Source organism: Vibrio sp. 947, assembly GCF_033339115.1.
Lineage (GTDB): Bacteria > Pseudomonadota > Gammaproteobacteria > Enterobacterales > Vibrionaceae > Vibrio > Vibrio alginolyticus.
The window spans coordinates 84,457-110,742 of the sequence record NZ_JAWOTX010000005.1 but is presented as its reverse complement, the minus strand read 5'-3'; the positions used below and the strand labels follow the sequence as shown (position 1 = coordinate 110,742).

Below are 26,286 nucleotides of genomic sequence, written 5' to 3'. Positions count from 1 at the left end.
TTGTTCTTCTACTCTTGCAGGTAATTGGTAATACCAATTTTAAGTTGGTGCAGAAATTAACATAATTAAAACGCCACTGTCCAGCCGAAAATTGACCTAAATCATAGAACGAGCTTACTTCCAACACTCTGATAACAATCGACTGTTAAAACAGCAATAGAATTGGTATGACCAATTACATAAAGCATACAAATGGGAAGTCGACGTGCTAGCAGTTTTGGAAAAGAAATACAGAAAATGACAAAATTATCAGTCTATTTATTCACCAAAACGGCATGTGCGAGCGTAAAAATGTAGTTAACTTTTAACAATCATTAATATTTCTGGTATCAAAAAAAGGCATACCTGATCGTATGCCTTATTTATTTCGCTTTTTTGAATTTACACTTTCGCTACAAATCAACGCTGTATAAGCAGTCTATATTTCACCCAATCAAAGCTTAGACCAGGATCGCTTTTTCTCAAGGGCGCAATATATTGATGACCGGTAATTCGTGGCGGGGTGATTTGAGGATAAGACTGCATAATCACCTCAGTAATCTCTGCAAGTGATTGATATTGCGCTTCTGTGTAGGCAGTAAATTCTGTCCCTTCAAGCTCGATACCAATGGAATAGTCATTACAACGCTCCCTGCCCGCGAAACTGGATTGACCGGCATGCCATGCTCTATCAAGAAAAGAAACAAATTGAACAACCTCGCCGTTTCTTTTAATCAAGCAATGTGCAGAAACGCCCATTTTGTGAATAACTTCAAAAAATGGATGTTCATTTGGGTCTAGCTTGCCAGTGAAGAAGTCCTCTATATATGGTCCACCAAACTGCCCAGGAGGCAAACTGATGTTGTGTACCACCAGCAGAGAGATGTCGTTTATATCAGAGCGGGCATCAAAAAATGGTGACGGAACATGCTTTGCCTGTGTCAGCCAGCCATTCTCGATAATTGGGCGCATATCAACCTCTCTACTTTGCAAATTAACTGCTGAAATTATTGACACCGGAGAGTATCATTCGTTGCCATCTCCCTTTCAAGACAAGATTTGCGATGAAGAACACACACAACATTCAAGAACGCCTAGAATACCTTAAACAACAACTCCCTTTAGAGATCACTCGCTCTGTCGCTGATACCTTAAAAGAAGATCTAGGTGGCAGTGTCGATGTAGATAACGACATTACTGCATCTTTGATCCCTGCCGAGGCGGTTAATACCGCAACGATTATTACTCGTGAGCATGGTGTGTTCTGTGGTCAAGCATGGGCTGATGAAGTTTTTAAACAGCTCGGTGGCAAGGTCAGTATTGAATGGCACGTAAAGGACGGCGATAAAGTCGAGCCTAACCAAACCCTTTGCACGCTGACAGGCCCTGCTCGTGACTTGTTGACTGGTGAGCGTAACGCAATGAACTTCATCCAAACGCTGTCTGGCTGCGCAACAGTTACCGCAGAGTACGCTGAAAAAATCGCGCATACTGAGTGTCGTCTACTAGATACACGTAAAACCATTCCAGGTCTGCGTAGCGCACTAAAATACGCCGTGACGTGTGGTGGTGGCCTTAACCATCGCATCGGCGTGTTCGACGCTTACCTCATTAAAGAAAACCACATTATTGCTTGTGGTGGCATCACCCAAGCCATCCAAAGAGCGAAAGAGCTTAACCCAAGCAAACCGGTAGAAGTAGAAACGGAAAGCTTAGAAGAGTTGAAGCAAGCGATAGAGGCTGGTGCCGACATCATCATGCTCGATAACTTCACAAAAGAAATGATGCGTGAAGCCGTAGCGATTAACGCAGGTCGTGCCGCTTTAGAGAACTCCGGCAACATTACGCTAGAGACCATCGCAGAATACGCAGAAACCGGTGTCGATTACATTTCGGTAGGCGCGTTGACTAAGCATCTAAAAGCGATGGATCTTTCGATGCGCTTCAAATAATAAAAGCAACACAATCTAAATTACTTCAACTAACTCAGTAAGTTGTGAGTAATTCATCATTAAAAAGGGCCAATAGGCCCTTTCTTTTTATCCACTAAAAAATAGTACTACTCGCAAAACTCTGCATGCGATATGCAACTTTTCACCAAAGAGTTTTACCTCACTCGAGAGCCCATCCCTTCCCCATTTTCAACCCACCTTAACTCTCCATAATCTTTCGCTAATGCAAGAGCATTATTAATTTTTAGGAAAGGGTTAAAAATGAAAAACAGTAAACAGAAAAAGCAACAGGGTTTTACTCTGATCGAATTGATGATTGTGGTGGCGATTATTGGTGTTTTGGCTGCTTTTGCAATTCCTGCATACCAAAATTATACAAAGCGAGCTCACGCGAGTGAGATGTTACACGCGTCGAATGCATTTAAAACCGCCGTGGGTGTCTGTCTATTAAGTTCTGAAACGGACTGTACGGACGGTACTGGTGGGGTTCCTAACGGGCAAACTTTTGATAAGGCAACTGGTGACGATAAGTTTGCTATAAGCTCTTCTGTATTGCAAACAACACTAGGAACAGTTGATACGGACACATTTATCAGCGCAACTATTGATGCTACTGATGGCAAAGGTGGATTACCAGCCGGTTTTGAAGTGCGTTTAACACCAACTTTAAGTAACAGTGGAGTGGTATGGGGAGTAACATGTAATTCTACTGGTGGTAACCACGCAGATTTCTGCCCAACTAACTAGTAATGCTAACCAACCTCTCAACGGTTCTTCGTCAAGCGGGAATACTGTCTTTTTCCCAAGAAGAATCGTTACTTGAGCAAGCTAAAGCTTCTGGCATTTCAATGCCGGAGGCTTTGCTCAGTTGTGGCTTTTTCCAATCACATGAGCTGACTGAGCACCTTAGCTCTATCTTTGGACTTTCCTGCACATCACTCAGTCAGTATGAGTACTCGTCGCTGTGCCAAAAGCTTGGCTTGCGCGATCTGGTCACTCGACATAATGCCTTGCCACTCAATCGCACATCTTCCACATTAACACTCGCGGTTGCAGACCCAACTAACTTACAAGCGGAAGATGACTTTCGTTTTGCGACAGGGTTGCAAGTAGAGCTTGTTCTCGCTGATTTTCGCGAGCTGACCGCTGCGATTCGGCGCTTATATGGCCGAGCACTTGGGCAAGAAAAGTCTGGATTAAAAGAGATCAACCAAGAAGAATTAGCCAATCTGGTTGACGTGGGCGCAGATGAAATCGACAACATTGAAGACTTGAGCCAAGACGAATCTCCTGTTAGTCGTTATATCAACCAAATTCTGTTGGACGCTGTGCGCAAAGGCGCATCCGATATCCACTTTGAACCTTATGAAAAGATGTACCGCGTTCGCCTACGCTGTGATGGCATCTTAATTGAAACACAGCAGCCACCAAGCCACTTAAGTCGCCGCTTATCCGCTCGTATCAAAATCCTCTCTAAGCTTGATATTGCCGAAAGGCGCTTACCACAAGATGGGCGTATTAAGCTCAAGTTGAATCAAGACACCGCAATTGATATGCGTGTATCCACGCTACCTACTCTATTTGGAGAGAAAATTGTACTACGACTGCTCGACAGCAGCTCTGCGTCATTGGATATCGACAAGCTTGGTTATAGCAAACAACAAAAACAATTGTACTTGGATGCGCTGCGTCGCCCACAAGGCATGATTCTGATGACAGGGCCAACCGGGAGCGGAAAAACCGTTTCTCTGTACACTGGGCTGAGTATTCTCAATAAACCAGAAATCAACATTTCCACGGCAGAAGACCCAGTAGAAATTAACTTATCGGGCATTAACCAAGTTCAAGTTCAGCCTAAGATTGGTTTTGGTTTTGCCGAAGCCCTGCGCTCTTTCTTACGTCAAGACCCCGATGTAGTAATGGTCGGTGAGATTCGTGATTTAGATACCGCCGAAATCGCCATAAAAGCATCGCAAACCGGTCACTTAGTACTTTCAACCTTACATACCAATTCTGCGGCTGAAACGGTTATTCGTTTATCAAACATGGGCGTAGAAAGCTTTAACTTGGCCTCATCTCTTAGTTTGATTATTGCCCAGCGCTTAGCCCGTAAACTGTGCTCGCACTGCAAACAATCACAAGAGCTTACCGTTCAGCTACAACATCTCGGAATTCAAGCAAGCGACAACATTTTTAAAGCCAATCCCGATGGATGCAATGAGTGTACCCATGGTTATTCCGGCCGAACGGGGATTTATGAAGTGATGCGCTTTGATGAATTTCTTTCCGAAGCGCTTATTAAAGGTGCCTCGGTACATGAACTAGAAAAACTCGCCATCGCAAATGGTATGAGCACGTTACAAATGTCGGGCATAGAAAAACTCAAACAAGGGATCACAAGTTTTAGTGAACTACAGCGCGTACTTTATTTTTAATCCTTTAATCAGCAGTCACCTCTATGAAAAGCACTACACCACAACTTAAAAACTTCCGCTGGAAAGGCATCAACAGTTCAGGCAAAAAGACGTCTGGACAAACCCTCGCGATGACAGAAATTGAAGTACGCGAGCGTCTAGACGCACAGCACATCAAGATCAAGAAGTTAAAGAAAAGCAGTATCTCGTTTCTCACTAAACTCAGCCATCGCGTGAAAGGCAGAGACATCACGGTGTTTACCCGTCAGATTTCGACGATGTTGATAACCGGTGTACCCTTAGTTCAGGCTTTAAAATTGGTCTCAGAAAATCATAAAAAAGCAGAGATGAAATCCATTTTGATGAGCGTGACACGCGCCGTTGAAGCGGGGACGCCCATGTCAAAAGCCATGCGCACTGCAAGTGAACACTTTGACCCACTCTATACCGACCTTATCGCAACAGGTGAGCAATCCGGTAACTTAGCGGAAGTGTTCGAGCGCTTAGCCACCTACCGAGAAAAAAATGAGCAGCTTCGTGCGAAAGTGATCAAAGCACTGATTTACCCAGCCATGGTAGTGCTAGTAGCGTTAGGAGTGTCGTTTATCATGCTCACCAAAGTCATTCCCGAGTTTGAAAAAATGTTTGTTGGTTTTGGTGCTGACTTACCGTGGTTTACCAGGCAAGTGTTAGATCTTTCCGCCTGGACACAAAACTGGAGCCCATTTATAGCACTAGGCTCTATCAGTCTATTCATCTCAGCGAGAATCCTCTCTAAGCGTTCAGATTCTTTTCGCTTAATGCTCAATCGCTCTGTGCTTAAATTTCCTGTCCTCGGGCCCGTATTATCAAAAGCCGCTATCGCCAAATTTAGTCGAACACTCGCCACAAGCTTTACAGCGGGTATTCCAATTCTAACCAGTTTAAAAACCACATCAAAAACCTCAGGAAACTTGCACTATCAACTCGCCATAGAAGAAGTTTACCGTGATACCGCCGCAGGTATGCCAATGTATGTAGCCATGCGCAACTGTAATGTGTTCCCTGAATTGGTGTTACAAATGGTTATGATCGGTGAAGAGTCTGGTCGACTTGACGATATGCTCAATAAAGTTGCAACAATCTACGAGTTTGAAGTCGACAACACCGTCGACAACCTTAGTAAAATCCTAGAGCCACTAATTATCGTTTTTTTAGGTATCGTTGTTGGCGGATTAGTGACAGCAATGTACTTGCCAATCTTTAACTTAATGAGTGTATTGGGCTAGAATGAGCTGTTAACTCCTTTAAAACAGCATCTTGCTGATTTCACTCATCGCTCAAGAGACAAATATGGAAGTATTCCAGTACTACCCTTGGCTATTCGTTGTGTTTGCCACCATCTTCGGTCTGATCGTGGGTAGCTTCCTCAATGTGGTTATTTATCGACTACCTAAAATCATGGAGCTAGAATGGCGACGCGAATGTGCCGAGTCATTTCCTGAATACAAAATAGAACCTCCTAAAGAAGTGCTGACCTTGAGCGTTCCACGCTCCTCCTGCCAGAAATGCGCAACACCGATACGTATTCGCGACAACATTCCTGTGATTAGCTGGCTGCTTTTAAAAGGCAAATGTCACAACTGTCAGGCAACCATTAGTGCACGCTATCCACTGATTGAACTGCTCACCGCGTTCTGTTCTGGCTTTATCGCTTATTACTTTGGTTTTAGTTACTTTACCGTTGCCCTACTCTTTTTTACTTTTATCTTAATCGCCGCAACATTTATCGATCTCGATACTATGTTGTTACCTGACCAATTAACATTACCATTAACTTGGGCTGGCATTGCCTTAGCATTAGTCGAAATAAGTCCTGTTACTCTACAAGATTCTGTCATTGGTGCTATTGCTGGTTACCTATGTCTCTGGTCCGTTTACTGGGGCTTTAAGTTACTTACCGGTAAAGAAGGAATGGGGTATGGTGATTTTAAACTACTGGCGGCACTAGGAGCTTGGCTAGGTTGGCAGTCACTGCCGATGATCATTCTACTTTCTTCTGTGGTTGGCATCGTATTTGGCATCATTCAACTACGCTTGCAAAAGCAGGGAATTGAAAAAGCTTTCCCTTTCGGTCCTTACTTAGCAATTGCTGGTTGGATAAGCTTAATTTGGGGCGACCAGATTTTAAACTGGTACTTTACTTCAGTTCTAGGAGTGTAAATGGCTTTGGTTATTGGTTTAACAGGTGGTATCGCTAGTGGAAAAACAACCGTCGCGAATCTGTTCAAACAACAATTTAAAATCGATATCGTCGATGCCGACATTGTCGCAAGAGAAGTTGTCGAGCCAGGTACTCCCGGCCTAAACGCGATTATTGAACACTTTGGTCACGATATCGTTCGTGAAGACCAAACTTTAGATCGCGCAAAGCTGAGAGAAAAAATCTTTTCGAATTCAGATGAAAAAGCATGGCTCAACGCACTGTTGCACCCGATAATTCGTGAAAAGATGATCGAAGATTTGCAGCAAGTCACTTCAGAGTATGCGTTACTTGTGGTGCCGTTGCTCGTAGAAAACAAGCTAGATAGTTTGTGTGATCGCGTTCTTGTCGTCGATGTAGAACCGAATACACAGATATCTCGCACGATGAAACGAGACAATGTGAGTGAAGATCAAGTTCGCGCCATCCTTGCCTCTCAAGCATCAAGAGAGCAAAGGCTCGCGCTTGCAGACGATGTGGTTAAGAATAATCCAAGTGACCCTGATCTTTTGCTTCAAATCACAGATTTGCACGAAAAGTACCTAGCCATGTGTAAGAAAAATCTGCGAAAATAGGAACGAAACTCACAAAGGCTTATGTCGATGACCACGCACAAATTTGAACATCCGTTAAATGAGAAAACTCGTATTTATCTAAGAGTGGAGTCTCTGCTGCGTCAGGCTCACTTGGCCTCTGGGTTTAGCGAAAATCATCAGTATCAACTGTTTTTCCGTGCGTTATTCGATATGGTTGAGATCTTCGAACAAATCCAACTGAAAAGTGAACTGGCTAAAGATCTTGAGAAGCAACGGCTGTCGTACCGCCATTGGCTCAATGTTGATGGTGTCGATCAAGACGCATTAAATACCTTGCTACAAGAGATAGATGTCGTTCATAGCCAACTAATGAGTGCTGAACGTTTTGGCCAAGCATTAAAAGAAGATCGCTTCCTAAGCTCTATCCGTCAACGCTTTAATCTACCGGGTGGTTCATGCTGTTTTGATCTGCCAGCATTACACTACTGGCTTCATCTACCTATTGAACGTAAAAAGCGTGATGCACAACAGTGGCAAGCAAGCTTAAAGCCCTTATCTGATGCGCTTTCGTTATGGTTAAAGCTCACTAGAGAGACCGGACATTTCAAAGCTCAAATCGGTCGTGCAGGTTTCTTCCAAAGTGACGCTGATGAAGCCAACATTCTAAGACTTCACATCCCAATGGAATATGGCGTGTATCCTATGATTTCAGGCCATAAAAACCGCTTTGCGATCAAGTTCATGTCGTTTGAAAACGGTCAAGCATGCACACAAGATATTGAATTTGAACTTGCTGTTTGCAGCTAAGACGACACTACGCCTCGCCTCCATAATCTAAAATTCAACGCTTTATTGCGCTTATATTTGATAAAATTTCGTAGCAGCAATAGCGCGTTGAATAAGCCATCTTTAATTCGTTTAGGTATACTACCCTTTAACACCAATTAGTAATGGGACGCTCAACTATGTCTAAAGTTACCATCGTTCAATGCCCACAATGTGGCGCCGACGTAGAATGGGGAGAACAAAGTCCTCATCGCCCTTTCTGCAGTAAACAATGCCAAATGATTGATTTTGGTGAATGGGCAGATGAAGAAAACACCATCCCAGGCGCACCCGATATGTCCGATAGTGATGGCTGGTCTGAAGACCAGTATTAAATTGAGACCTAGGGTAAAGGAATACCCTAGGTTTCTTCTTGGGGAATCTGAATCACGGTCCTTCGTCGCTATCCAGAATGACGAATTTTAACCACGGTACTCTGTAATCTTTGACCATCATTTCCTGTCATTCCGAGGAGCCATAGCGACATTAAGAATCTACTAACAGCAAAGATGAAGCTAACAACTTAAACAATTGCATTCTCGACTAGTAGATTCTGAATCACGCTCCTTCGTCGCCTTCAAAATGACGAATTTTAACCTCGGTGCTATATAATCTTTGGCCATCATTTCCCGTTATTCAGAGAAGCCATAGCGACATCAGGAATCTATTCACAGCAAGGTAGAGGCGTGGAGTGTACGTCAGTGCAGGCGGATGAAAAGAAACGAGCAAGCTAATTACACAAATAAAAAAACGGAGCCCTAAAAGGACTCCGTTTAAGATGAGAACGCTAGTTATAGCATTACTTCTTAGCAAGTTTCTCTTTGATACGAGCAGACTTACCAGAACGCTCACGTAGGTAGTACAACTTGGCACGACGTACTGCACCACGGCGTTTAACTTCGATGCTATCAACGATTGGAGAGTGTGTTTGGAACGTACGCTCAACACCTTCACCGTTAGAGATCTTACGTACAGTGAAAGCAGAGTGTAGACCACGGTTACGGATTGCGATTACAACGCCTTCGAAAGCCTGTAGACGCTCACGGTCACCTTCTTTTACCTTAACTTGAACTACAACAGTGTCACCTGGTGCAAATTTAGGTAGGTCTGATTTCATTTGCTCTTCTTCAAGAGCTTTGATGATGTTACTCATTTTTTAAATTCCTAGAATAAACTGATACTAAATAAATTAGGTTACTTTGCGTTATGTTCTTTAATGGCTTTATGCTCATTAACAAACTCAGCAAGTAATTGTTCCTGTTCGTCAGTCAGAGCTAGGTTTTCCAGGAGCTCTGGTCTTCTTAGCCAAGTACGGCCCAACGACTGCTTGAGTCGCCATTGACGAATGTCCTTGTGATTGCCTGACATCAGTACCGCTGGTACCTCTTTGTCATCCAATACTTCTGGACGCGTATAGTGAGGGCAATCTAACAAGCCATTTGCAAAAGAGTCTTCTTCTGCTGACGCGAAATCCCCTAGTACACCCGGAACAAACCGAGAGACAGAGTCGATTAACGTCATGGCTGGTATCTCACCACCCGTCATCACAAAATCACCAATCGACCATTCTTCGTCGACTTCAGATTGAATGATGCGCTCATCTACCCCTTCATAACGACCACAAATCAGAAGCAAGTTCTCATTCGTTGCCAGTTCTTCCACTCCTTTCTGGTCGAGCTTGCGACCTTGAGGAGAAAGGTAGATGACTTTCGTCTTGCCCGGTGAGGCTGCTTTCGCGGTATGAATGGCATCGCGCAAAGGCTGAACCATCATTAACATACCAGGGCCTCCACCGTAAGGTCGGTCATCGACTGTGCGATGTTTGTCGTGAGTGAAATCTCTAGGATTCCAAGTCTCAATCGACAAAAGACCTTTTTTAACCGCTTGACCTGTTACTCCAAAATCAGTAACAGAACGGAACATTTCTGGAAAAAGGCTAATAACGCCAACCCACATGTTTATCTCGCTCTGTAATTTTGGAGATTAGAATCCAGGATCCCAGTCAACTTCGATCCGTTGAGCTTCGCGATCAACATTAATGATCACTTGCTCTTCAAGGAACGGGATTAATCGTTCCTTCTGCCCGAAAGCATCTTTAAGATTTGCTTTAACAACCAGAACATCGTTTGAGCCAGTTTCTAGCATGTCAGTAACGACACCTAGATCGTAACCTTTAGTAGTTACAACTTGCATCCCAAACAATTCGCGCCAGTAGAACTCATCTTCTGACAATTCAGGAAGTACCGCAGGGTCAATAGCAATTTCAAAGTTCGTCATTAGATGCGCGTCTTCACGAACATCCATGCCTTCCAGCTTAGCCACCATACCTTTGTTATGGCGCTTCCAGCTTTCTACTTTGTACTCAACCCACTTGCCCTTTTGGTTAATGTACCAAGGGCTGTAATCGAAAATGCTTTCAGCATTGTCTGTGTAGGAAAAAACCTTAAGCCAACCACGAATGCCGTAAGTAGCACCAAACTTGCCTACAACAATCTTTTCGTTGCTCATTGTTTCTTTACCTTTCATCGACATAAACTAGTTTCTACTTTTCAAGTAAAAAATTAAGCCGCTTTTTGAGCGTCTTTAACTAGCTTAGCAACACGGTCAGATACTGACGCGCCTTGACCAACCCAGTGGTTAACGCGGTCTAGGTCTAGACGTAGACCTTCTTCTTGACCTTTAGCAGTTGGGTTGAAGAAACCAACTTTCTCGATGAAACGGCCAGTTGCAGCGTTGCGGCTGTCCGCTACTACGATTTGATAAAATGGACGCTTTTTAGCGCCGTGACGTGCCAAACGAATGGTTACCATGTCGTCCTCTTTGCTTTCTCAAAAATAAAATTAACCCCAAAAACCATTCAATAAATTAAACAGTTTGGGGTCTCGTGCCAAAATAAAGCTCCGGAATTTTACTCTTCTCCCGGAGCAATGCAAGGAGTTTAGTTACTTTTTCACCAACATAAATTGAATTTAAAGTTTGTGACGTACCTAACACCCTGAATCTATGCGTGATCGATTAATTAACGACCAAATGGATTGAAGCCACCGCCACCACCCATGCCGCCCATCATGCCTTGCATATTGCGCATCATGCCTTTCATTCCACCTTTTTGCATCTTTTTCATCATTTTCTGCATTTGGGTGAACTGTTTTAGTAAGCGGTTTACATCTTGAACCTGCACACCAGAACCAGCCGCGATACGCTTCTTGCGCGAGCCCTTGATAATTTCTGGGCGTTGACGTTCTTTCATTGTCATGGAGCTGATGATCGCTTCCATCTGTTTGAACATCTTGTCATCGACTTTGTCTTTTACATTGTCTGGTAGCTGGGACATTCCTGGAAGCTTATCCATCATCCCCATCATGCCGCCCATGTTTTGCATCTGGCCTAGCTGTTCACGGAAATCTTCAAGGTCAAAACCTTTCTTCTCTTTGAACTTCTTCGCTAACTTTTCTGCCTTTTCTTGGTCAACGTTGCGTTGTAGGTCTTCAATCAAAGACAAAACGTCACCCATGCCAAGAATACGTGAAGCAACACGATCTGGGTGGAACGGTTCTAGCGCGTCAGTTTTTTCACCGACACCCAAGAATTTGATTGGCTTGCCCGTGACATGGCGTACTGAAAGTGCCGCACCACCACGAGCATCACCATCAACCTTAGTTAGAACTACACCGGTAAGAGGTAGCGCATCGCCAAAGGCTTTTGCTGTATTTGCTGCGTCTTGACCCGTCATGGCGTCAACAACAAATAGCGTTTCTACTGGGTTGATAGCTGCGTGAAGATCTTTGATCTCCCCCATCATCTCTTCATCAATTGCCAAACGACCTGCGGTATCGACAATAAGTACGTCGTAGAATTTTTTCTTCGCATGGTCAATCGCTGCATTGGCGATATCAATAGGCTTTTGGTCTGGTGATGATGGGAAGAAGTCAACACCGATGTCTGATGCCAGTGTTTCAAGCTGCTTGATTGCCGCAGGACGGTAAACGTCGGCAGACACAACCAAGACTTTCTTCTTGTCACGTTCTTTTAGAAGCTTAGATAACTTACCTACCGATGTGGTTTTACCCGCACCTTGTAGACCAGCCATAAGAAGCACTGCAGGTGGTTGAGCAGCAAGGTTTAGCGCCTCATTCGACTCACCCATTACGGCTTCAAGTTCTGTTTGAACGATCTTGATAAATTCCTGACCTGGAGTCAGAGATTTAGAAACTTCTACGCCCACCGCTTTTTCTTTAACGCGGTTCACAAATTCACGAACGACCGGAAGCGCAACGTCAGCTTCAAGTAGAGCCATTCGGACTTCACGCAGGGTTTCTTTAATGTTGTCTTCGGTCAGACGACCTTTACCACTGATATTTTTCAGCGTTTTGGATAATCGATCCGTTAAATTCTCAAACATCTTTGTCTCTTCGCTAAAATGGCGATTAATTAGTGTGAGTATACATTAGCCAAGGTCTGAGTCATACCCGTACCGCTGTCCTATTCTTGTCTCTATTTATATATGGTGCGGTAACTTATTAATTTCAATATCTCATCTCTCACGATTGATGTCGGATATATCGTAGCCCCAAAGTGTAATGCAAGGTATAATTTCTCCATCGTGCACAATAATATTTAGGATTCATGGATAGCTTAATAGCCATCGCGGCCGCCATACTTTATGTCTTGGCGATTGCGACCATCATACCCGGACTCTCACAACAGTCAGGAATCAAAGCAAAAACAGTGTTTGCTAGCGCTGCCTGTGCGCTTGTTTTTCATGCGTGGATTTTGAGTGATCTGATTTTTGATGGTTCAGGTCAAAACCTGAGTATTCTCAACGTGGCTTCTTTGATCAGTTTTATTATTTCTCTGGTCATGAGCCTTGCTATGTTGAAAAACCGACTGTGGTTTTTATTGCCTGTCGTTTATAGCTTTGCTGCCATCAATTTATCTGCTGCCACATTTTTGCCAAGCACGTTTATAAAGCACCTAGAGAATGACCCTAAGCTACTCATTCATATTTCATTTGCGCTCTTCTCATACGCGACTTTAACTATCGGGGCACTCTATGCGCTTCAGTTGGCTTGGCTGGATCACAAACTGAAAGCAAAAAAATCTTTGGCGATTAACCCAAACCTGCCGCCTCTATTAATGGTGGAGCGTCAACTCTTCAAAATCATTTTGATCGGTAACTTATTGTTAACTGCCACGCTCATTACTGGCTTTGTCTTTGTGCAGGATATGTTTGCCCAAGGTAAGGCACATAAGGGCATTCTTTCTTTCATCGCTTGGGTGGTGTACTCAATACTGCTTTGGGGTCACTATCAAAAAGGCTGGCGTGGTAGAAAAGTCACATGGTTCGCTGTTGCAGGAGCAACACTGTTAACTCTGGCATATTTTGGCAGTCGCTTTGTAAAAGAAATCATCTTGAATTAAGGAGCTCTAGGGCTCCTATCCTTTATATTTTAGGCTAGATAAAATACAGTACGCCTTAACTCTTTGACTTAACGGACTTACTCAACCGTTATATAACCCAATACTTACAAGGAACAGCAACGTTTTGGACGACATCTCTACGGGTATCTTGTTTGCGCTACTCGCGTGTCTTATCGTCATATCAGGTTACTTTTCCGGTTCAGAAACAGGGATGATGTCTCTGAATCGTTATCGCTTAAAACACTTAGCCAAAAACGGGCATAAGGGTGCTAAGCGAGTCGAAAGACTATTAGACCGTCCAGATCGTTTGATTGGTCTTATTCTTATCGGCAACAACCTCGTTAATATTCTCGCGTCTGCTATCGCAACCATTATTGGTATGCGTTTGTATGGTGATTTAGGTGTCGCTATCGCAACCGGTGCACTAACTATGGTTGTATTGGTTTTTGCCGAGGTTACCCCTAAAACAATTGCAGCGCTTTACCCTGAACGTGTGTCCTACGCGAGCAGTATATTATTGACCATACTGATGAAGTTACTGTCGCCTTTAGTGATGCTTGTTAACTTTATTACGAATGGCTTTATCCGCTTACTTGGTGTAAGAGCGGATCACTCAGCAGAAGATCATCTTAGCTCCGATGAGCTGCGTACGGTAGTAAATGAAGCTGGCGGTTTGATCCCTCGCCGACACCAAGACATGCTGGTGTCTATTTTGGATCTTGAGCACGTCACCGTGAACGACATTATGGTCCCACGCAATGAAATTACTGGTATCGATATTAACGACGACTGGAAATCCATTGTTCGTCAACTAACCCACTCACCACATGGGCGCATAGTTTTCTATCGTGACCAAATTGATGAAGTGGTTGGCATGCTGCGCTTGCGTGAAGCTTATCGTCTGATGTTGGAAAAGAACGAATTCAACAAAGAAACGCTATTACGTGCTGCTGATGAGGTCTATTACATCCCAGAAGGCACACCACTGAACGTGCAAATGTTGAAATTCCAACGTAACAAGCAACGTATCGGTCTGATCGTGGATGAGTACGGTGATATCATCGGTCTAATTACTCTTGAAGATATTCTGGAAGAGATCATTGGTGAGTTCACGACGTCAATTTCTCCAAGCCTCTCTGATGAAATCAGTCCTCAAGGTGACGGAAGCTTTCTTATTGAAGGCAGCACCAATATCCGAGATATCAACAAAGGCCTGAAATGGGATTTACCAACGGATGGTCCGAGAACGCTAAACGGGCTCATTTTAGAACACTTGGAAGATATTCCTGAGAGCCATCTAAGTGTGAGAGTGGCTGGTCATCCAATGGAGCTTGTTGAGATTGAAGAGAACCGAATCAAGCTCGTTCGTGTTTATCCGAAGAAGAAAAAATCGACATCCAAATAACCAAAAGAAAAGCCTGACTCATGTCAGGCTTTTTACTTATTGGGGCAATATGCTTCTTAATGAGCACCTAGTCGATGCGCAACTCTTTTAACATCGACTCAGGCAAAGCAAGTTCATCATTTTTGTTCACCGAAACACCAGCATCCAAAATGTTCTTTGCGATCTGTTGTGCTTCTTTTAAAGAGTGCATTGCTGCCGTGCCGCATTGGTATTCGTTAAGTTCAGGGATCTTATTCTGACTTTCTACCTTCAGCACATCTTCCATTGCTGCAATCCAAGCATCTGCGACTTGCTGCTCTGATGGTGTGCCAATCAGGCTCATGTAAAAACCTGTGCGGCAACCCATAGGCGAAATATCGATGATCTCAACAGAATCACCGTTTAGGTGATTACGCATAAAGCCTGCATAAAGGTGCTCTAGGGTGTGAATACCTTTTTCAGAAAGAATGTCTTTGTTTGGCGCAGTAAAGCGTAAGTCGAAAACAGTAATCGTATCCCCTTTTGGGGTCTGCATGGTTTTCGCCACTCGTACAGCGGGTGCGTTCATACGAGTGTGGTCCACGGTAAAACTATCGAGTAAAGGCATTACATCTCTCCTGATTGTAACTCCAGTACCTTTCGGTAATGGATAAATGTCATTCATCCCTACAGCACATGAACTGACTGTGGGCTAAAAGAACCAGCTGCTGTTGTCTTCTAATTCCTGACGACATTGCTTCAGCTGCCAGCCATAAGTTTTCGCTGTTTGTTCAACACGTCGAGCGACTTTGATTAAACTAGGCTTTCGATTATAAGTACCTCGCTTATACCCACCTCGCCCTTCATGATAAGCCAGATACTGGTTATAGGGATCCCATAATGAAATCCCTAGCTGACGCCGTGTTTCATGAGTATACCAACCGACAAACATCATAGAATCATCGAAGTTGGTACGAGAGCCACCCTGACCTGTGGCATCTTGGAAGTCTTCCCAAGCAGGGTCTTGAGCTTGAGCGTAACCATACGCACTGCTGACTCGTCCCCAAGGAATAAACCCTAGCAAATAATCTTTAGGTGGTTTTGCATCGTGCCGAAAGCTGCTTTCTTGTTTAATGATGGCCATAGCGACATGAATAGGGGTCCCCCATTCATCTTCCATATCTTTGGCATCATCGTACCAACCGGATTTCTCTCGGAATATCTCGCATAAGTTATTCTGCTGCTTTGGCGGTGCCGTAGCACAACCTGCAAGTAACACGCTTCCAAGTACCGCTACTACTGACGACTTAATGTTCAACCGCACCAATCCTTAGTTAGTCATTACTGCTTCAGGTAAGCAAAGTAATCTTCCAAAAAATCATCAAAAGAAAGCGTATCACTCTGCTCTGCTTGCTTTTGTTTTTCCACGGACGACGCTACTTCCGTTTCCATCGTATCTTGTGAATAGTACTGATAACCGTGAGCTAGGTTTTCATCACGGTACTTCATACCAAGAGTACAACCAACTTTACCTAGCCCACCCAGCTCTTTCGTTAGCTCTAATAGTTGACCAGAGATCGTTAGTTCTGGGTTATCAATCCATGTCTCGAGTTGATTACACACATCTTGGTATGCACTGCCACCAGCGGTCATATCCATTTGCTGTGCTATTTGACGTAACTCGACGAAAACTCGGTGTGCCCAATCTTGTAGAGATAGACGCTCACCTTGGCAACCAATTTGCAGCATTAGACCTTTTTCACGGCCAGAAACAATGACTTTATTCCAGTTATCGCGCCAACACTCTAATTCACAGTTATCCATAGGGTCTGAGTCTGACAAGGCCGCCCAGGTAAGGAAGAGATCCAAGAATCGTACTTGCTCTTCATTTAAACCCACTGCGCTGAATGGGTTAACATCTAGAGAACGAACTTCAATGTATTCGACACCACCGCGTCGTAACGCATCTGAAGGCTTCTCACCACTTTTCGATACACGTTTTGGACGAATCGGAGCGTACAGTTCATTCTCAATTTGTAAGATATTGGAATTAAGCTGGCGGTATTCACCATCAACTTTTACCCCAATTTTCGCAAACTCTTCTGATGGGTGGCGAATCGCATCACTCAAACCATCGAGGTATTGGTCAATGCTGTTAAAACCAATTTTCAGCACACTTTGAGCACTATTGGTATAGCCAAGATCGCTCAAACGCAAAGACGTCGACTTCGGCAAATATAATGTCCCGCCAATCTTCTCGAATGGCAGATCGGTTTCACGACCTTGAATAAAAGAGCCACACAACGCTGGTGATGCACCAAAGAAGTAGGGAATCATCCAGCCAAAGCGGTAGTAATTACGGATCAACGCAAAGTACGCATCAGACTTAGCATCTTGGCGGGCTTGTTCATCTTGCTCGCCATAGAGCGCATCCCAAAATGTTTCAGGAAATGAGAAGTTAAAATGGACACCTGAAATTATTTGCATCAGGCTGCCATAGCGACGCTTTAGACCTTCTCGGTACAGCGTTTTCATTTTCGCTGCATTCGAAGAGCCATACTGGGCTAACTGAATATCATCCTCTGAGCCGACGTAGCAAGGCATTGATAGTGGCCACATTTTCTCTTCACCCATTTTGGTTTGAGTGAAATGATGGATATCTTTCAGCTGTGCCATCAGTTCTGGAATTTCATGTGACACAGGCGTAATGAACTCTAACAATGATTCCGAAAAATCCGTTGTGATCCATTGATTTGTGAACGCAGAGCCTAACCCTTCAGGATGAGGAGTTGTAGCTAGATGTCCATCCTGACGATAGCGCAAAGTTTCTCGCTCAACACCGCGTCCAAACTGCTTAAATACTTCGGGGTTTGATGCAACTTTTTTTAGTCGCGCAGCAAAATCAGTCAAAATGAGGTTCGCTTATATTGGGAGCAGGACACTTGTTACATAACACAAGTGTAAGCTAAGTTATTGATAGTTAATGCATCTAGATAAATAACCCACGAAAAGTTGCTTATCTAGATGAATAGCGGAGAAACGTTTCTCCGCTATTAAATGTGTACTCTATCGAATGATTTCAAGCTCTTCTACGTCTTTCCCCAACTTTTCTAATTGAGGACGCAACGATTTAGCATCACCAACGACGATAATTTGATAGTCATTTGGATCAAACCATTTCTGAGCCAGCGCATTCAACGTCTGCTTATCGACTTTTTCTACGATAGCGTTTCTTTGCTGCAAGTAATCATGATCGAGGTTGTACTTAAGAATATCACTGATGAGCTCCGCTTTTTGTGTTGGCGTTTCATATTTCAGTGCATCTTTTTGACCGACCGCTTGACGCATAAATTTCATCTCTTCATCAGTAATACCTGACTGCGAGTATTCATTTAGCTCATTTTCCATCTCAATGATCGAAGCAACCGTTGCATCCGCTCGTACTTGCGCGGTGAAAACCACCGAGCCTGTTTCTGGATTACCAGAGAAGTAGCCGTAAGCACCGTATGTGTAACCCTTGTCTTCACGTAGATTTTGGTTAATGCGGCTATTGAAGTTCCCAGCTAAGTTGAAGTTTGCCAGTTGGCTTAGGTAAAAATCGCCCGTTGCGTCGTAAGGCATACCTTGACGAACCATCATGACCACACTTTGCGGCGCTCCTGGTTTATCAACAAGATGGATCTTTTGTTCACCTAATGCAGCAATGCTTTGCGGTGCATACAATGGCGCAGCTTCATCTTGCCAGTTTTTCCAGAACGTCAGTTGCTGCTCAATTTCCTGTTTATTGATGTCACCAACAACGACGATTTGCGCACTTTGTGGCGTGTAATGCTTCGAGTAGAATTCACGGACATCATCCAACGTTAATGCACTGACACCTGCTTGCGTGCCGTCTTTTGGTCGAGCAAAAACCGAATCCCCATAGAGCACCTGGCGACTCGCTTGTGACGCCATCCAACTTGGATTTTGGTGCTCATATACCAGGCCTTCTAGCGCTTGCATTTTTACACGCTCGAAATCATCTTGATTAAATGCAGGAGACAGCAACATCTCTTCGACAATTTTTAACGTCGGCTCTAAGTTCTTTTCTAGAGCAGAAACACTGATGTTTGTTGTATAACCTGTGGCATTAACAGAGATAACACTACCCAGTTTATCAAGCTCAGCTTGAATCTCTTCGACACTGCGTTTCGTTGTGCCTTCTTGCAACATCGCAGCGGTCAATTGGGCAAGACCTTCTTTACCCTTTTCAACAAAACGTGTCCCGGCAGGTAGACTAAATTGCATCATCACCGTCGGCGTTTCATCGCTAACTGCACCAAGCAGCTCTAAGCCATTCTTGAAATGTAACTCGTACAGCTCTGGCATCGTCGCTTTCACTGGTTCTCCTACTGGCGGTTGCACTGAGCGATCGAAGTTATCGGTCGCACGACGATACGCCAATTGGTCATCGGAAATCTTCTCATATTCTGGCAACGTACGCTTTGGTGTCACAAAGGTCGCAGGTTTTACGACAAGGTCTGTTTTTCCTTTTGGGACCACGCTTAGGGTCACTTTGTTCTTACCTTGGATAAAGTCCGTATACGCTTTTTCTACCGAAGTCGGCGTAACTGCACGGATTTGTTCAAGCTGTTGCTCAAGACGATCAGGATCGCCGAAAAATGTCTCGTTGGAAGCCAACTGAGTCACTTTACCTTTAACGCTTTCTAGCGCAAAAATAGCATCCGCTTCCGCTTTACCCTTCAACTGCTCAAGGCGATCTTCTGTCACGCCTTTTTCCGCAAACTGATTCAGTGATTGTAAAAGCTCGTCGTACAGTTTTGATAGGTCGCCTTTGTCTCCAGAATCACCCATTGCGTAAACGTAAAAGTTACACGCCAGTTCAGCACAGTCATGGAATGAACCAGCATCGACCGCTTTTTGAGTCTTCACTAGGTCTTGATAGAGCACGCTGTTGGTACCGCCACCCAATACTTCTGATAACGTGTCGAGAGACGCTTGGCTTTCTTCGCCGTTGTAGGTTGTTGGCCACGCGATCATCACCATAGGTTGTTGAATACGATCTTCTAGCGTGATGTATTTGTCTTCTTGCAGTTTTGCAGGTTGTTTCGGCGCATTTTCAACCTCAGGACCACGAGGAATCGAACCGAAGTACTTATTTACCCACTCTAGAGTTTGTTCAACGTCTAAGTCACCACCGATCGTGATAGTCGCATTGTTTGGGCCATACCAACGCAAGAAAAACGCTTTGAGGTCGTTCACATCAACACGATCAAGATCTTCAACATAACCAATGGTTTGCCACGAATACGGATGACCTTCAGGATATAGCGCTTCGGACATGCGCTCCCAAATCAAGCCATAAGGACGATTATCGTAACGCTGAGCTCGCTCATTTTTTACAGTCGAACGCTGAATTTCAAATTTGCGTTGAGAAACCGCATCCAGCAAAAAGCCCATACGGTCAGACTCTAACCACAGCATTTTCTCGAGCTGGTTAGCAGGGACAGTTTCAAAGTAGTTAGTACGATCGCGGTTTGTTGTACCATTTAACGTGCCGCCAGCCTCTGTGATGATTCTGAAGTGCTCTTGGTCACCAACGTTCTCTGAGCCTTGGAACATCATGTGCTCAAAGAAATGCGCAAAACCAGACTTACCCACTTCTTCACGAGCTGAACCAACATGGTAAGTCACATCCACATGGACCAATGGGTCAGAATCTTCAGGAGCTAAGATCACCGTTAAACCATTATCGAGTTTATACTTTTGGTATGGAATCTTAACTTTGCCTTCTTCAGCTTTCGATGACTCAACGAAAGTTACCCCTTTCGGCAGTGATGAAACTGGCGTATTTGATGCACAGCCCGTGATCACCAACAGTGAACACGCGCCAACCCAAAACATCTTCATGTACTTTCCTTAAAATAATCCGAGATAGATGGCCGCAAGTAAGCTATACCTAGCAGCCTTTCCTAAAAATATTAAAATCACGCAAGGCAGAAACTTCATTCTTAGCCACCCTGCGGCTAAACACAGCGGGTCTCCAATTACAGGTAACCAGCTAAAAAATAATCCCCAATAGCCATACTTAGAGAGCCACTTTAATGCGGTATGACCGTGCTTTTCCTCTTGTGCTTTGTTGGGAATCCACAAGCCAAGCCAATAATTTGTTAAGCCACCAAGCGTATTACCGATAGTAGCGACCATAACAATTGAAGAAACGGAGTATTGATTTAATGAGAGAGTGGCAACTAAGCCCGCCTCAGAACCACCAGGCAACAACGTGGCACTGAGAAAACCGGTCATGAAAAGCACCCATAATGCTGAATCTGAAAACCAAAGCGCTAAACTTTCAAAACTCGTGTTAAATGCTTCTAGCATGTCATATCAAGCAACACCTTGCCTCTGGTTCTTCCTGATTCGACCTGCTGGTGAGCACCAATGACATCACTCATAGGATAAACCTGTTGAATTTCAGTCTTCAGTAAGCCAACGCCGACCATATACAACAAGGTATCTAACTGCGCAGGGTCTGGTTCAACCAACATGCCACTAGCCTCAAAGCCTAGGAGTTTGGCTTTTTCACAAATCAGCTCAGCTGTGATGGTTGGAACGGTGATGACTCTCGCATTGTCTTTCAGGCATTTAAGCGCATCTAACGCAGCATCTCCGCCTACTAAATCAATCAAAACATCAACATCTTCAACACGTTCTGACACTGGTGCAAATTGATAGTTCACTGCATGAGCACCGAGCGTCGCAAGGTAATCTAAATTTCGTTCACTGCAGGTTGTAAAGACTTCCGCTTTCGTCGCGATCGCAATTTGTACCGCGAGGTGTCCAACACCACCGGCACCAGCGAGGATAAGTACGCGATCGTTTTCCGTCACATTAGCCTTACTGAGAGCTTGTGCCGCAGTTTGTCCCGCCAACGGTAATGCAGCAGCTGCCTCTAAAGTGACAGAGCTAGGAACATGACTTAACTCAGTTTCTGGAACACATATGTATTGACTGTAACCACCGCCTCGAACTGGGAAACCAATAAATCCAGCCACCTCATCACCTTCATTAAAACGTGATGCCCCCTCTCCACAAGACATCACTTTTCCTGAGATGTCGTAACCTGGCACCCAAGGTAAATTATCCTTATTCTGCGCTGCCGCCCAACCGAGCCCAGCTCGAGTTTTGACATCAATAGGATTTACGCCTGAAAAAGCGACTTTTACTAAGGCTTCACCAGGCTGTGGTGATGGTGTAGAAGCATGTTGAATCGCGAGTACGTTGGCATCACCAAACTCAGTGATAACGATCTGTTTGTGTTCCATAAACCATTCCCTGCAAGAAAACAAAAAGGGATGCGAAAGCATCCCTTTGACTATAAACCATTTTGTTAACCTAAGTTAATCGTGATTTTGTAAATTGGTTGATCATTCCATTTTCAATAATGTCTAACCAACAAGTGCTAACAATATACCAGCCGCAACGGCTGAACCCAGCACACCAGCAACGTTTGGTCCCATCGCATGCATTAACAAGAAGTTTTGCGGGTTAGCTTGTAAACCAACTTTGTTTACGACTCGCGCGGCCATTGGTACCGCAGAAACGCCAGCCGCACCAATAAGTGGGTTGATGTCTTCTTTCGAGAACTTGTTAAGCAGTTTCGCCATCAGGACGCCCGCACCAGTACCGATACTAAATGCAACTGCGCCTAACCCCAAGATACCTAACGTTTCTAGGTTCAAGAACTGCTCAGCTTGCAGCTTAGAACCAACACCAAGACCTAAAAAGATAGTCACTATGTTGATCAATTCATTTTGAGCAGTTTTCGATAAACGATCGACCACACCAGCTTCACGCATCAAGTTACCCAAACAGAACATACCAACCAATGGCGTAGCTGAAGGTAAGAACAGAATCGTCATCAGTAATACAGCAAGCGGGAAGATGACTTTCTCCCATTTACCAACATGACGAAGCTGAGCCATCTTGATTTGACGCTCTTCCTTGGTTGTCAGTGCTTTCATGATTGGTGGCTGGATGATCGGCACCAATGCCATATAGCTGTATGCCGCTACTGCAATCGCACCTAGCAGATCTGGAGAGAGCTTACTTGCTAAGAAAATCGCTGTTGGCCCATCAGCACCACCGATGATCGCGATAGACGATGCATCCGCCATGGAAAACTCCATGCCAGGTACATAGTTGAGTAAAATAGCGCCAAACAGTGTTGCAAAAATACCAAACTGCGCAGCCGCACCTAACCACAACGTTTTTGGGTTTGCGATCAAAGCACCAAAGTCGGTCATCGCGCCCACACCCATGAAGATCAATAGCGGGAACACACCCGATTCAATCCCAATGTAGTAAACGTAGTAGAGCAAGCCACCAGGCTCAGTAAAGCCAGCATTTGGAATATTCGCCAAAATAGCACCGAAACCAATCGGCAATAACAGTAAAGGTTCAAATCCTTTTTTAATTGCCAAAAACAGCAAGGTACAACCAACCAGCATCATACAGATTTGGCCGAACTCGAAGTTAGCGATCCCTGTTTCTGCCCAAAGGGTTAACAATCCGTCCATGATACTCCCTTACGCCAGGCTCAACAGAGGCGCACCTACTGTGACAGCATCGCCTTCTTTAACGTTCAGCTCTTGAACCACACCACCACGCGCCGCTCGTACTTCAGTTTCCATTTTCATCGCTTCAAGGATGAGCAATACATCGCCTTCAGCTACCTCAGCACCAGGTTGAACATTCACTTTGAAGATGTTACCTGCAAGAGGAGCAGGTACCGCTTCTGCTGAAGCATTAGAAGGTGCGCTAGGTGTAGCCGATTTTGCCGGTGCATTAGAAGGAGCAACAGATGTCAGTTCACCTTGAGGGCCAACTTCCACCTCATACACCTGCCCGTCAACACGTACACTATAAGTTTCTACACCACCAGTTGCTGGTTGAGCTACAGGTACAGCAGGCTTCTCAGCTTCTAGCGTTGGTGCAGGCTCAAATGCTTCTGGGTTTTCACGATTCTTAAGGAACTTAAGCCCAACTTGAGGGAAAAGTGCATAAGTGAGTACGTCATCAACACGCTCACTTGCTAGCTTAATGCCTTCTGATTTCGCTTTCTCCATCAGATCAACCGTAAGCGTCTCCATTTCAGGCTCAAGTAAATCGGCAGGACGACAGGTAATTGGCTCTTTACCATCAAGCACTTTCGCTTGCAGTTCTGCATTTAACTCGGCTGGCGCTTGACCGTACTCACCTTTCAATAGGCCAGCGGTTTCCTTGGTAATACTCTTATAGCGCTCGCCAGTAAGCACGTTAATCACCGCTTGAGTACCGACGATCTGTGAAGTTGGAGTCACCAATGGAATGAAACCAAGATCTTCACGTACACGAGGGATCTCTTCTAATACTTCATCAATGCGATCCGCAGCACCCTGCTCTTTCAACTGGCCTTCCATATTGGTCAGCATACCACCAGGCACTTGAGCAATCAGGATGCGTGAATCGACTCCTTTTAACTGGCCTTCCCACTTCGCATACTTCTTACGTACCTCACGGAAATATGCGGCGATAGGTTCCAGTTGCTCGAGTTTCAAATTGGTATCTCGCTCGGTGCCTTCTAGCATAGCGACTACCGTTTCAGTCGGTGTATGACCGTAAGTACAACTCATTGAAGAAATCGCAGTATCGAGAATATCAATACCGGCTTCGACTGCTTTTACCGCTGTTGCTGTAGACAGCCCCGTTGTTGCATGACAATGAAGTGCCAATGGCACATCACAAGACGCTTTGATACGCGTGATAAGCTCTTCCGCTTCATAAGGCTTAAGTAAGCCAGACATATCTTTAATACACAGCGAGTGACAACCTAAATCCTCTAGGCGTTTTGCCAAGTCAACCCAAGTGTCTGCGTTATGCACTGGGCTCGTAGTGTAAGACAACGTACCTTGAGCATGCGCACCAACATCAACCGTTGCTTTAACGGCTTTCTGGAAGTTTCGCACGTCATTCATTGCATCAAAAATACGGAATACATCCATGCCGTTAGCATGCGCGCGTTCAACAAACTTCTCTACTACGTCGTCGGCATAATGGCGGTATCCTAAAAGGTTTTGACCACGCAGTAGCATTTGCATTGGTGTATTAGGCATCGCTTTTTTTAGTTCACGTAAACGCTCCCAAGGGTCTTCTCCTAAGAATCGAATACAAGAATCAAATGTTGCACCACCCCAAGTCTCTAGAGACCAGTAACCAACCTTATCCAACTCAGCTGCGATAGGCAGCATATCCTCAATACGCATACGCGTAGCAAATAGTGATTGATGGGCATCACGAAGGACCACATCAGTAATAGCTAGTGGTTTAGACATGCTCTTAAACTCCTTTTTAATCCTAGTTCGGCTACTTCGCGAATGAGGCGCGATGTTTATGAATCGCAGCCGAGATCGCCGCCACTACTTGTGGACTAACAGCTGAAGAGGTTGATTGAATATTAGTGTTTGTTTTTGGTGCTGCGATCGGCTCTGGTACTTCTTCTGGTACCAATTTCGACATTAACCGAACGAGATAAACAAGAATAGTGAGGAAAATAAATACGACCGCCATCCCCGTTAGCATCAGGGTGGCCGCATCTACTAGCAGGCTTCCTATATTAGTCATGTTGCTTCCTTTCTTTGTCATCCTGACAACGTGCAGGACTTTAATAGTGTCAAATCCCGACCCATGGATTATCTCGATTGGTTAAATTTTGTCAATTTTGTTTAAGGAAGGTTTGTAGTAATCCTGATAAATGATTATTTATTCACTACACAGATCACAGTTCATGACAAAATAATCACTTCAAATCGCTATCACCTTACGAACAGAGTAAAGGAGGACATAAATAAAAACTGCGATTTAGATTTCAAAATCAAATCGGTACTCACGCAGTAAAAACCAACAAAAACAAAAAGATGAATAAAATTAACAATTAATAAACAAATAAAAAACAAAGTAACTACATGAGAGTAATTGAAATGAAAAATGGAAGTCAGTGTATAGGAGGGATAATCAGGATGATTTCACACGATGCGACAGAAGCTTGATAGCAAATTGCTTAGATACGCACATATTCGCTTTTAAAAAAGAGGAACATAGGCTCTAGTGATCCTACGCCATATTTCAGATGTCTAGATACAAAAAAGCCTCGCAATTGCGAGGCTGTTTCAATGAGTGGCGCGTCCTGGAGGATTCGAACCTCCGACCGCCTGGTTCGTAGCCAGGTACTCTATCCAGCTGAGCTAAGGACGCGCAGTTTTCGATATCGACTTTCGTCAACATCAGGGCATTACCCTTTAATAAGTGGCGCGTCCTGGAGGATTCGAACCTCCGACCGCCTGGTTCGTAGCCAGGTACTCTATCCAGCTGAGCTAAGGACGCGCAGTTTTCGATATCGACTTTCGTCAACATCAGGGCATTACCCTTTAATAAGTGGCGCGTCCTGGAGGATTCGAACCTCCGACCGCCTGGTTCGTAGCCAGGTACTCTATCCAGCTGAGCTAAGGACGCGCAG

General features: G+C 44.4%; 25 protein-coding genes and 3 tRNA genes. 10 read left to right on the top strand and 18 right to left on the bottom strand.

Annotation, left to right across the window (positions count from 1 at the left end; translation table 11 throughout):
* Window positions 1–399: 399 nt before the first annotated feature.
* Window positions 400–951: a 1,6-anhydro-N-acetylmuramyl-L-alanine amidase AmpD gene (gene ampD, locus R7Q39_RS08185; RefSeq protein WP_042521337.1), complete on the bottom strand. Its 552-nt coding sequence runs from the start codon at window positions 949–951 to the stop codon at window positions 400–402.
* Window positions 952–1,043: 92 nt separating this feature from the next.
* Here ampD and nadC point away from each other — a divergent pair, with 92 nt between their 5' ends.
* The 8 genes from nadC (at window position 1,044) to yacG (ending at window position 8,283) form a co-directional block, all read left to right on the top strand.
* Window positions 1,044–1,931: a carboxylating nicotinate-nucleotide diphosphorylase gene (gene nadC / locus R7Q39_RS08180; protein ID WP_318075994.1), complete on the top strand. Its 888-nt coding sequence runs from the start codon at window positions 1,044–1,046 to the stop codon at window positions 1,929–1,931.
* Between the two features lie 261 nt (window positions 1,932–2,192).
* Window positions 2,193–2,678: a pilin gene (locus R7Q39_RS08175; RefSeq protein WP_025768185.1), complete on the top strand. Its 486-nt coding sequence runs from the start codon at window positions 2,193–2,195 to the stop codon at window positions 2,676–2,678.
* Between the two features lie 2 nt (window positions 2,679–2,680).
* Window positions 2,681–4,366 (top strand): type IV-A pilus assembly ATPase PilB, encoded by a 1,686-nt coding sequence (gene pilB, locus R7Q39_RS08170; RefSeq protein ID WP_318075993.1) that lies wholly within the window; start codon window positions 2,681–2,683, stop codon window positions 4,364–4,366.
* 23 nt (window positions 4,367–4,389) lie between these two features.
* Window positions 4,390–5,613: a type II secretion system F family protein gene (locus tag R7Q39_RS08165; protein ID WP_017635918.1), complete on the top strand. Its 1,224-nt coding sequence runs from the start codon at window positions 4,390–4,392 to the stop codon at window positions 5,611–5,613.
* Between the two features lie 64 nt (window positions 5,614–5,677).
* The gene (locus R7Q39_RS08160; RefSeq protein ID WP_017635919.1) at window positions 5,678–6,547 is read left to right on the top strand and encodes a prepilin peptidase; all 870 of its coding nucleotides are present in this window, start codon (window positions 5,678–5,680) and stop codon (window positions 6,545–6,547) included.
* A complete protein-coding gene (gene coaE, locus R7Q39_RS08155; RefSeq protein WP_017635920.1) occupies window positions 6,548–7,162 on the top strand; it encodes a dephospho-CoA kinase in 615 nt (204 codons plus the stop codon). It abuts the gene before it with no gap.
* Window positions 7,163–7,189: 27 nt separating this feature from the next.
* Complete coding sequence (gene zapD / locus R7Q39_RS08150) at window positions 7,190–7,930, top strand: cell division protein ZapD (protein ID WP_017820392.1); 741 nt, start codon at window positions 7,190–7,192, stop codon at window positions 7,928–7,930.
* A 158-nt stretch (window positions 7,931–8,088) separates the two neighbouring features.
* Window positions 8,089–8,283 (top strand): DNA gyrase inhibitor YacG, encoded by a 195-nt coding sequence (gene yacG / locus R7Q39_RS08145; RefSeq protein WP_017635922.1) that lies wholly within the window; start codon window positions 8,089–8,091, stop codon window positions 8,281–8,283.
* A gap of 464 nt (window positions 8,284–8,747) precedes the next feature.
* Here yacG and rplS read toward each other — a convergent pair whose 3' ends face one another.
* The 5 genes from rplS to ffh form a co-directional block, all read right to left on the bottom strand.
* Window positions 8,748–9,101 carry a 50S ribosomal protein L19 gene (gene rplS / locus R7Q39_RS08140; protein WP_005379971.1) on the bottom strand — a complete coding sequence of 118 codons (354 nt, stop codon included), beginning with the start codon at window positions 9,099–9,101 and terminating at the stop codon, window positions 8,748–8,750.
* Window positions 9,102–9,142: 41 nt separating this feature from the next.
* A complete protein-coding gene (gene trmD, locus R7Q39_RS08135; RefSeq protein ID WP_005385420.1) occupies window positions 9,143–9,904 on the bottom strand; it encodes a tRNA (guanosine(37)-N1)-methyltransferase TrmD in 762 nt (253 codons plus the stop codon).
* 27 nt (window positions 9,905–9,931) lie between these two features.
* On the bottom strand, window positions 9,932–10,480 hold the full coding sequence (rimM, locus tag R7Q39_RS08130) for a ribosome maturation factor RimM (protein ID WP_005379964.1): 549 nt from the start codon (window positions 10,478–10,480) through the stop codon (window positions 9,932–9,934).
* Window positions 10,481–10,509: 29 nt separating this feature from the next.
* Window positions 10,510–10,758: a 30S ribosomal protein S16 gene (gene rpsP / locus R7Q39_RS08125; RefSeq protein WP_005379962.1), complete on the bottom strand. Its 249-nt coding sequence runs from the start codon at window positions 10,756–10,758 to the stop codon at window positions 10,510–10,512.
* A 209-nt stretch (window positions 10,759–10,967) separates the two neighbouring features.
* The gene (ffh, locus tag R7Q39_RS08120; RefSeq protein ID WP_005385423.1) at window positions 10,968–12,350 is read right to left on the bottom strand and encodes a signal recognition particle protein; all 1,383 of its coding nucleotides are present in this window, start codon (window positions 12,348–12,350) and stop codon (window positions 10,968–10,970) included.
* Between the two features lie 224 nt (window positions 12,351–12,574).
* Here ffh and R7Q39_RS08115 point away from each other — a divergent pair, with 224 nt between their 5' ends.
* Entirely contained in the window at window positions 12,575–13,369 is a 795-nt protein-coding gene (locus tag R7Q39_RS08115) for an inner membrane protein YpjD (RefSeq protein ID WP_005379950.1), read from the top strand.
* 124 nt (window positions 13,370–13,493) lie between these two features.
* Window positions 13,494–14,774 carry an HlyC/CorC family transporter gene (locus tag R7Q39_RS08110; RefSeq protein WP_005379948.1) on the top strand — a complete coding sequence of 427 codons (1,281 nt, stop codon included), beginning with the start codon at window positions 13,494–13,496 and terminating at the stop codon, window positions 14,772–14,774.
* Between the two features lie 67 nt (window positions 14,775–14,841).
* Here R7Q39_RS08110 and luxS read toward each other — a convergent pair whose 3' ends face one another.
* The 12 genes from luxS to R7Q39_RS08050 all read right to left on the bottom strand — a co-directional run bounded on the left by luxS (window position 14,842) and on the right by R7Q39_RS08050 (window position 26,282).
* A complete protein-coding gene (gene luxS / locus R7Q39_RS08105) occupies window positions 14,842–15,360 on the bottom strand; it encodes an S-ribosylhomocysteine lyase (protein WP_017820391.1) in 519 nt (172 codons plus the stop codon).
* 84 nt (window positions 15,361–15,444) lie between these two features.
* Entirely contained in the window at window positions 15,445–16,050 is a 606-nt protein-coding gene (locus R7Q39_RS08100) for a hypothetical protein (protein WP_005379943.1), read from the bottom strand.
* Between the two features lie 23 nt (window positions 16,051–16,073).
* Window positions 16,074–17,642 (bottom strand): glutamate--cysteine ligase, encoded by a 1,569-nt coding sequence (gene gshA, locus R7Q39_RS08095; RefSeq protein WP_005385430.1) that lies wholly within the window; start codon window positions 17,640–17,642, stop codon window positions 16,074–16,076.
* 156 nt (window positions 17,643–17,798) lie between these two features.
* Window positions 17,799–20,642, bottom strand: a complete 2,844-nt coding sequence (locus tag R7Q39_RS08090) for a pitrilysin family protein (RefSeq protein WP_318075992.1) — start codon at window positions 20,640–20,642, stop codon at window positions 17,799–17,801.
* Window positions 20,643–20,651: 9 nt separating this feature from the next.
* A complete protein-coding gene (locus tag R7Q39_RS08085) occupies window positions 20,652–21,113 on the bottom strand; it encodes a YqaA family protein (RefSeq protein WP_005379938.1) in 462 nt (153 codons plus the stop codon).
* Entirely contained in the window at window positions 21,107–22,057 is a 951-nt protein-coding gene (locus R7Q39_RS08080; protein ID WP_017820388.1) for an NADP-dependent oxidoreductase, read from the bottom strand. The genes R7Q39_RS08085 and R7Q39_RS08080 overlap by 7 nt, the downstream gene beginning before the upstream one ends.
* A 123-nt stretch (window positions 22,058–22,180) precedes the next feature.
* Window positions 22,181–23,311 (bottom strand): sodium ion-translocating decarboxylase subunit beta, encoded by a 1,131-nt coding sequence (locus R7Q39_RS08075; protein WP_005379935.1) that lies wholly within the window; start codon window positions 23,309–23,311, stop codon window positions 22,181–22,183.
* Window positions 23,312–23,320: 9 nt separating this feature from the next.
* Complete coding sequence (oadA, locus tag R7Q39_RS08070) at window positions 23,321–25,105, bottom strand: sodium-extruding oxaloacetate decarboxylase subunit alpha (protein WP_017820387.1); 1,785 nt, start codon at window positions 25,103–25,105, stop codon at window positions 23,321–23,323.
* A gap of 31 nt (window positions 25,106–25,136) precedes the next feature.
* Window positions 25,137–25,394 (bottom strand): oxaloacetate decarboxylase subunit gamma, encoded by a 258-nt coding sequence (locus R7Q39_RS08065; protein WP_005379932.1) that lies wholly within the window; start codon window positions 25,392–25,394, stop codon window positions 25,137–25,139.
* A 553-nt stretch (window positions 25,395–25,947) separates the two neighbouring features.
* Window positions 25,948–26,024: transfer RNA gene (locus R7Q39_RS08060), tRNA-Arg, on the bottom strand.
* 52 nt (window positions 26,025–26,076) lie between these two features.
* Window positions 26,077–26,153: transfer RNA gene (locus R7Q39_RS08055), tRNA-Arg, on the bottom strand.
* Between the two features lie 52 nt (window positions 26,154–26,205).
* Window positions 26,206–26,282, bottom strand: a tRNA-Arg gene (locus R7Q39_RS08050).
* Window positions 26,283–26,286 lie beyond the last annotated feature (4 nt).

Coding starts and splice junctions, on each gene's coding strand:
- R7Q39_RS08165 (WP_017635918.1), top strand. CDS start 4,390: ATGAAAAGCACTACACCACAACTTAAAAACTTCCGCTGGAAAGGCATC.
- R7Q39_RS08090 (WP_318075992.1), bottom strand. CDS start 20,642: ATGAAGATGTTTTGGGTTGGCGCGTGTTCACTGTTGGTGATCACGGGC.
- trmD (WP_005385420.1), bottom strand. CDS start 9,904: ATGTGGGTTGGCGTTATTAGCCTTTTTCCAGAAATGTTCCGTTCTGTT.
- R7Q39_RS08085 (WP_005379938.1), bottom strand. CDS start 21,113: ATGCTAGAAGCATTTAACACGAGTTTTGAAAGTTTAGCGCTTTGGTTT.
- rpsP (WP_005379962.1), bottom strand. CDS start 10,758: ATGGTAACCATTCGTTTGGCACGTCACGGCGCTAAAAAGCGTCCATTT.
- zapD (WP_017820392.1), top strand. CDS start 7,190: ATGACCACGCACAAATTTGAACATCCGTTAAATGAGAAAACTCGTATT.
- R7Q39_RS08175 (WP_025768185.1), top strand. CDS start 2,193: ATGAAAAACAGTAAACAGAAAAAGCAACAGGGTTTTACTCTGATCGAA.
- R7Q39_RS08080 (WP_017820388.1), bottom strand. CDS start 22,057: ATGGAACACAAACAGATCGTTATCACTGAGTTTGGTGATGCCAACGTA.
- oadA (WP_017820387.1), bottom strand. CDS start 25,105: ATGTCTAAACCACTAGCTATTACTGATGTGGTCCTTCGTGATGCCCAT.
- yacG (WP_017635922.1), top strand. CDS start 8,089: ATGTCTAAAGTTACCATCGTTCAATGCCCACAATGTGGCGCCGACGTA.
- luxS (WP_017820391.1), bottom strand. CDS start 15,360: ATGCCTTTACTCGATAGTTTTACCGTGGACCACACTCGTATGAACGCA.
- ffh (WP_005385423.1), bottom strand. CDS start 12,350: ATGTTTGAGAATTTAACGGATCGATTATCCAAAACGCTGAAAAATATC.
- ampD (WP_042521337.1), bottom strand. CDS start 951: ATGCGCCCAATTATCGAGAATGGCTGGCTGACACAGGCAAAGCATGTT.
- R7Q39_RS08065 (WP_005379932.1), bottom strand. CDS start 25,394: ATGACTAATATAGGAAGCCTGCTAGTAGATGCGGCCACCCTGATGCTA.
- pilB (WP_318075993.1), top strand. CDS start 2,681: ATGCTAACCAACCTCTCAACGGTTCTTCGTCAAGCGGGAATACTGTCT.
- R7Q39_RS08115 (WP_005379950.1), top strand. CDS start 12,575: ATGGATAGCTTAATAGCCATCGCGGCCGCCATACTTTATGTCTTGGCG.
- coaE (WP_017635920.1), top strand. CDS start 6,548: ATGGCTTTGGTTATTGGTTTAACAGGTGGTATCGCTAGTGGAAAAACA.
- R7Q39_RS08075 (WP_005379935.1), bottom strand. CDS start 23,311: ATGGACGGATTGTTAACCCTTTGGGCAGAAACAGGGATCGCTAACTTC.
- rimM (WP_005379964.1), bottom strand. CDS start 10,480: ATGTCGATGAAAGGTAAAGAAACAATGAGCAACGAAAAGATTGTTGTA.
- rplS (WP_005379971.1), bottom strand. CDS start 9,101: ATGAGTAACATCATCAAAGCTCTTGAAGAAGAGCAAATGAAATCAGAC.
- nadC (WP_318075994.1), top strand. CDS start 1,044: ATGAAGAACACACACAACATTCAAGAACGCCTAGAATACCTTAAACAA.
- R7Q39_RS08160 (WP_017635919.1), top strand. CDS start 5,678: ATGGAAGTATTCCAGTACTACCCTTGGCTATTCGTTGTGTTTGCCACC.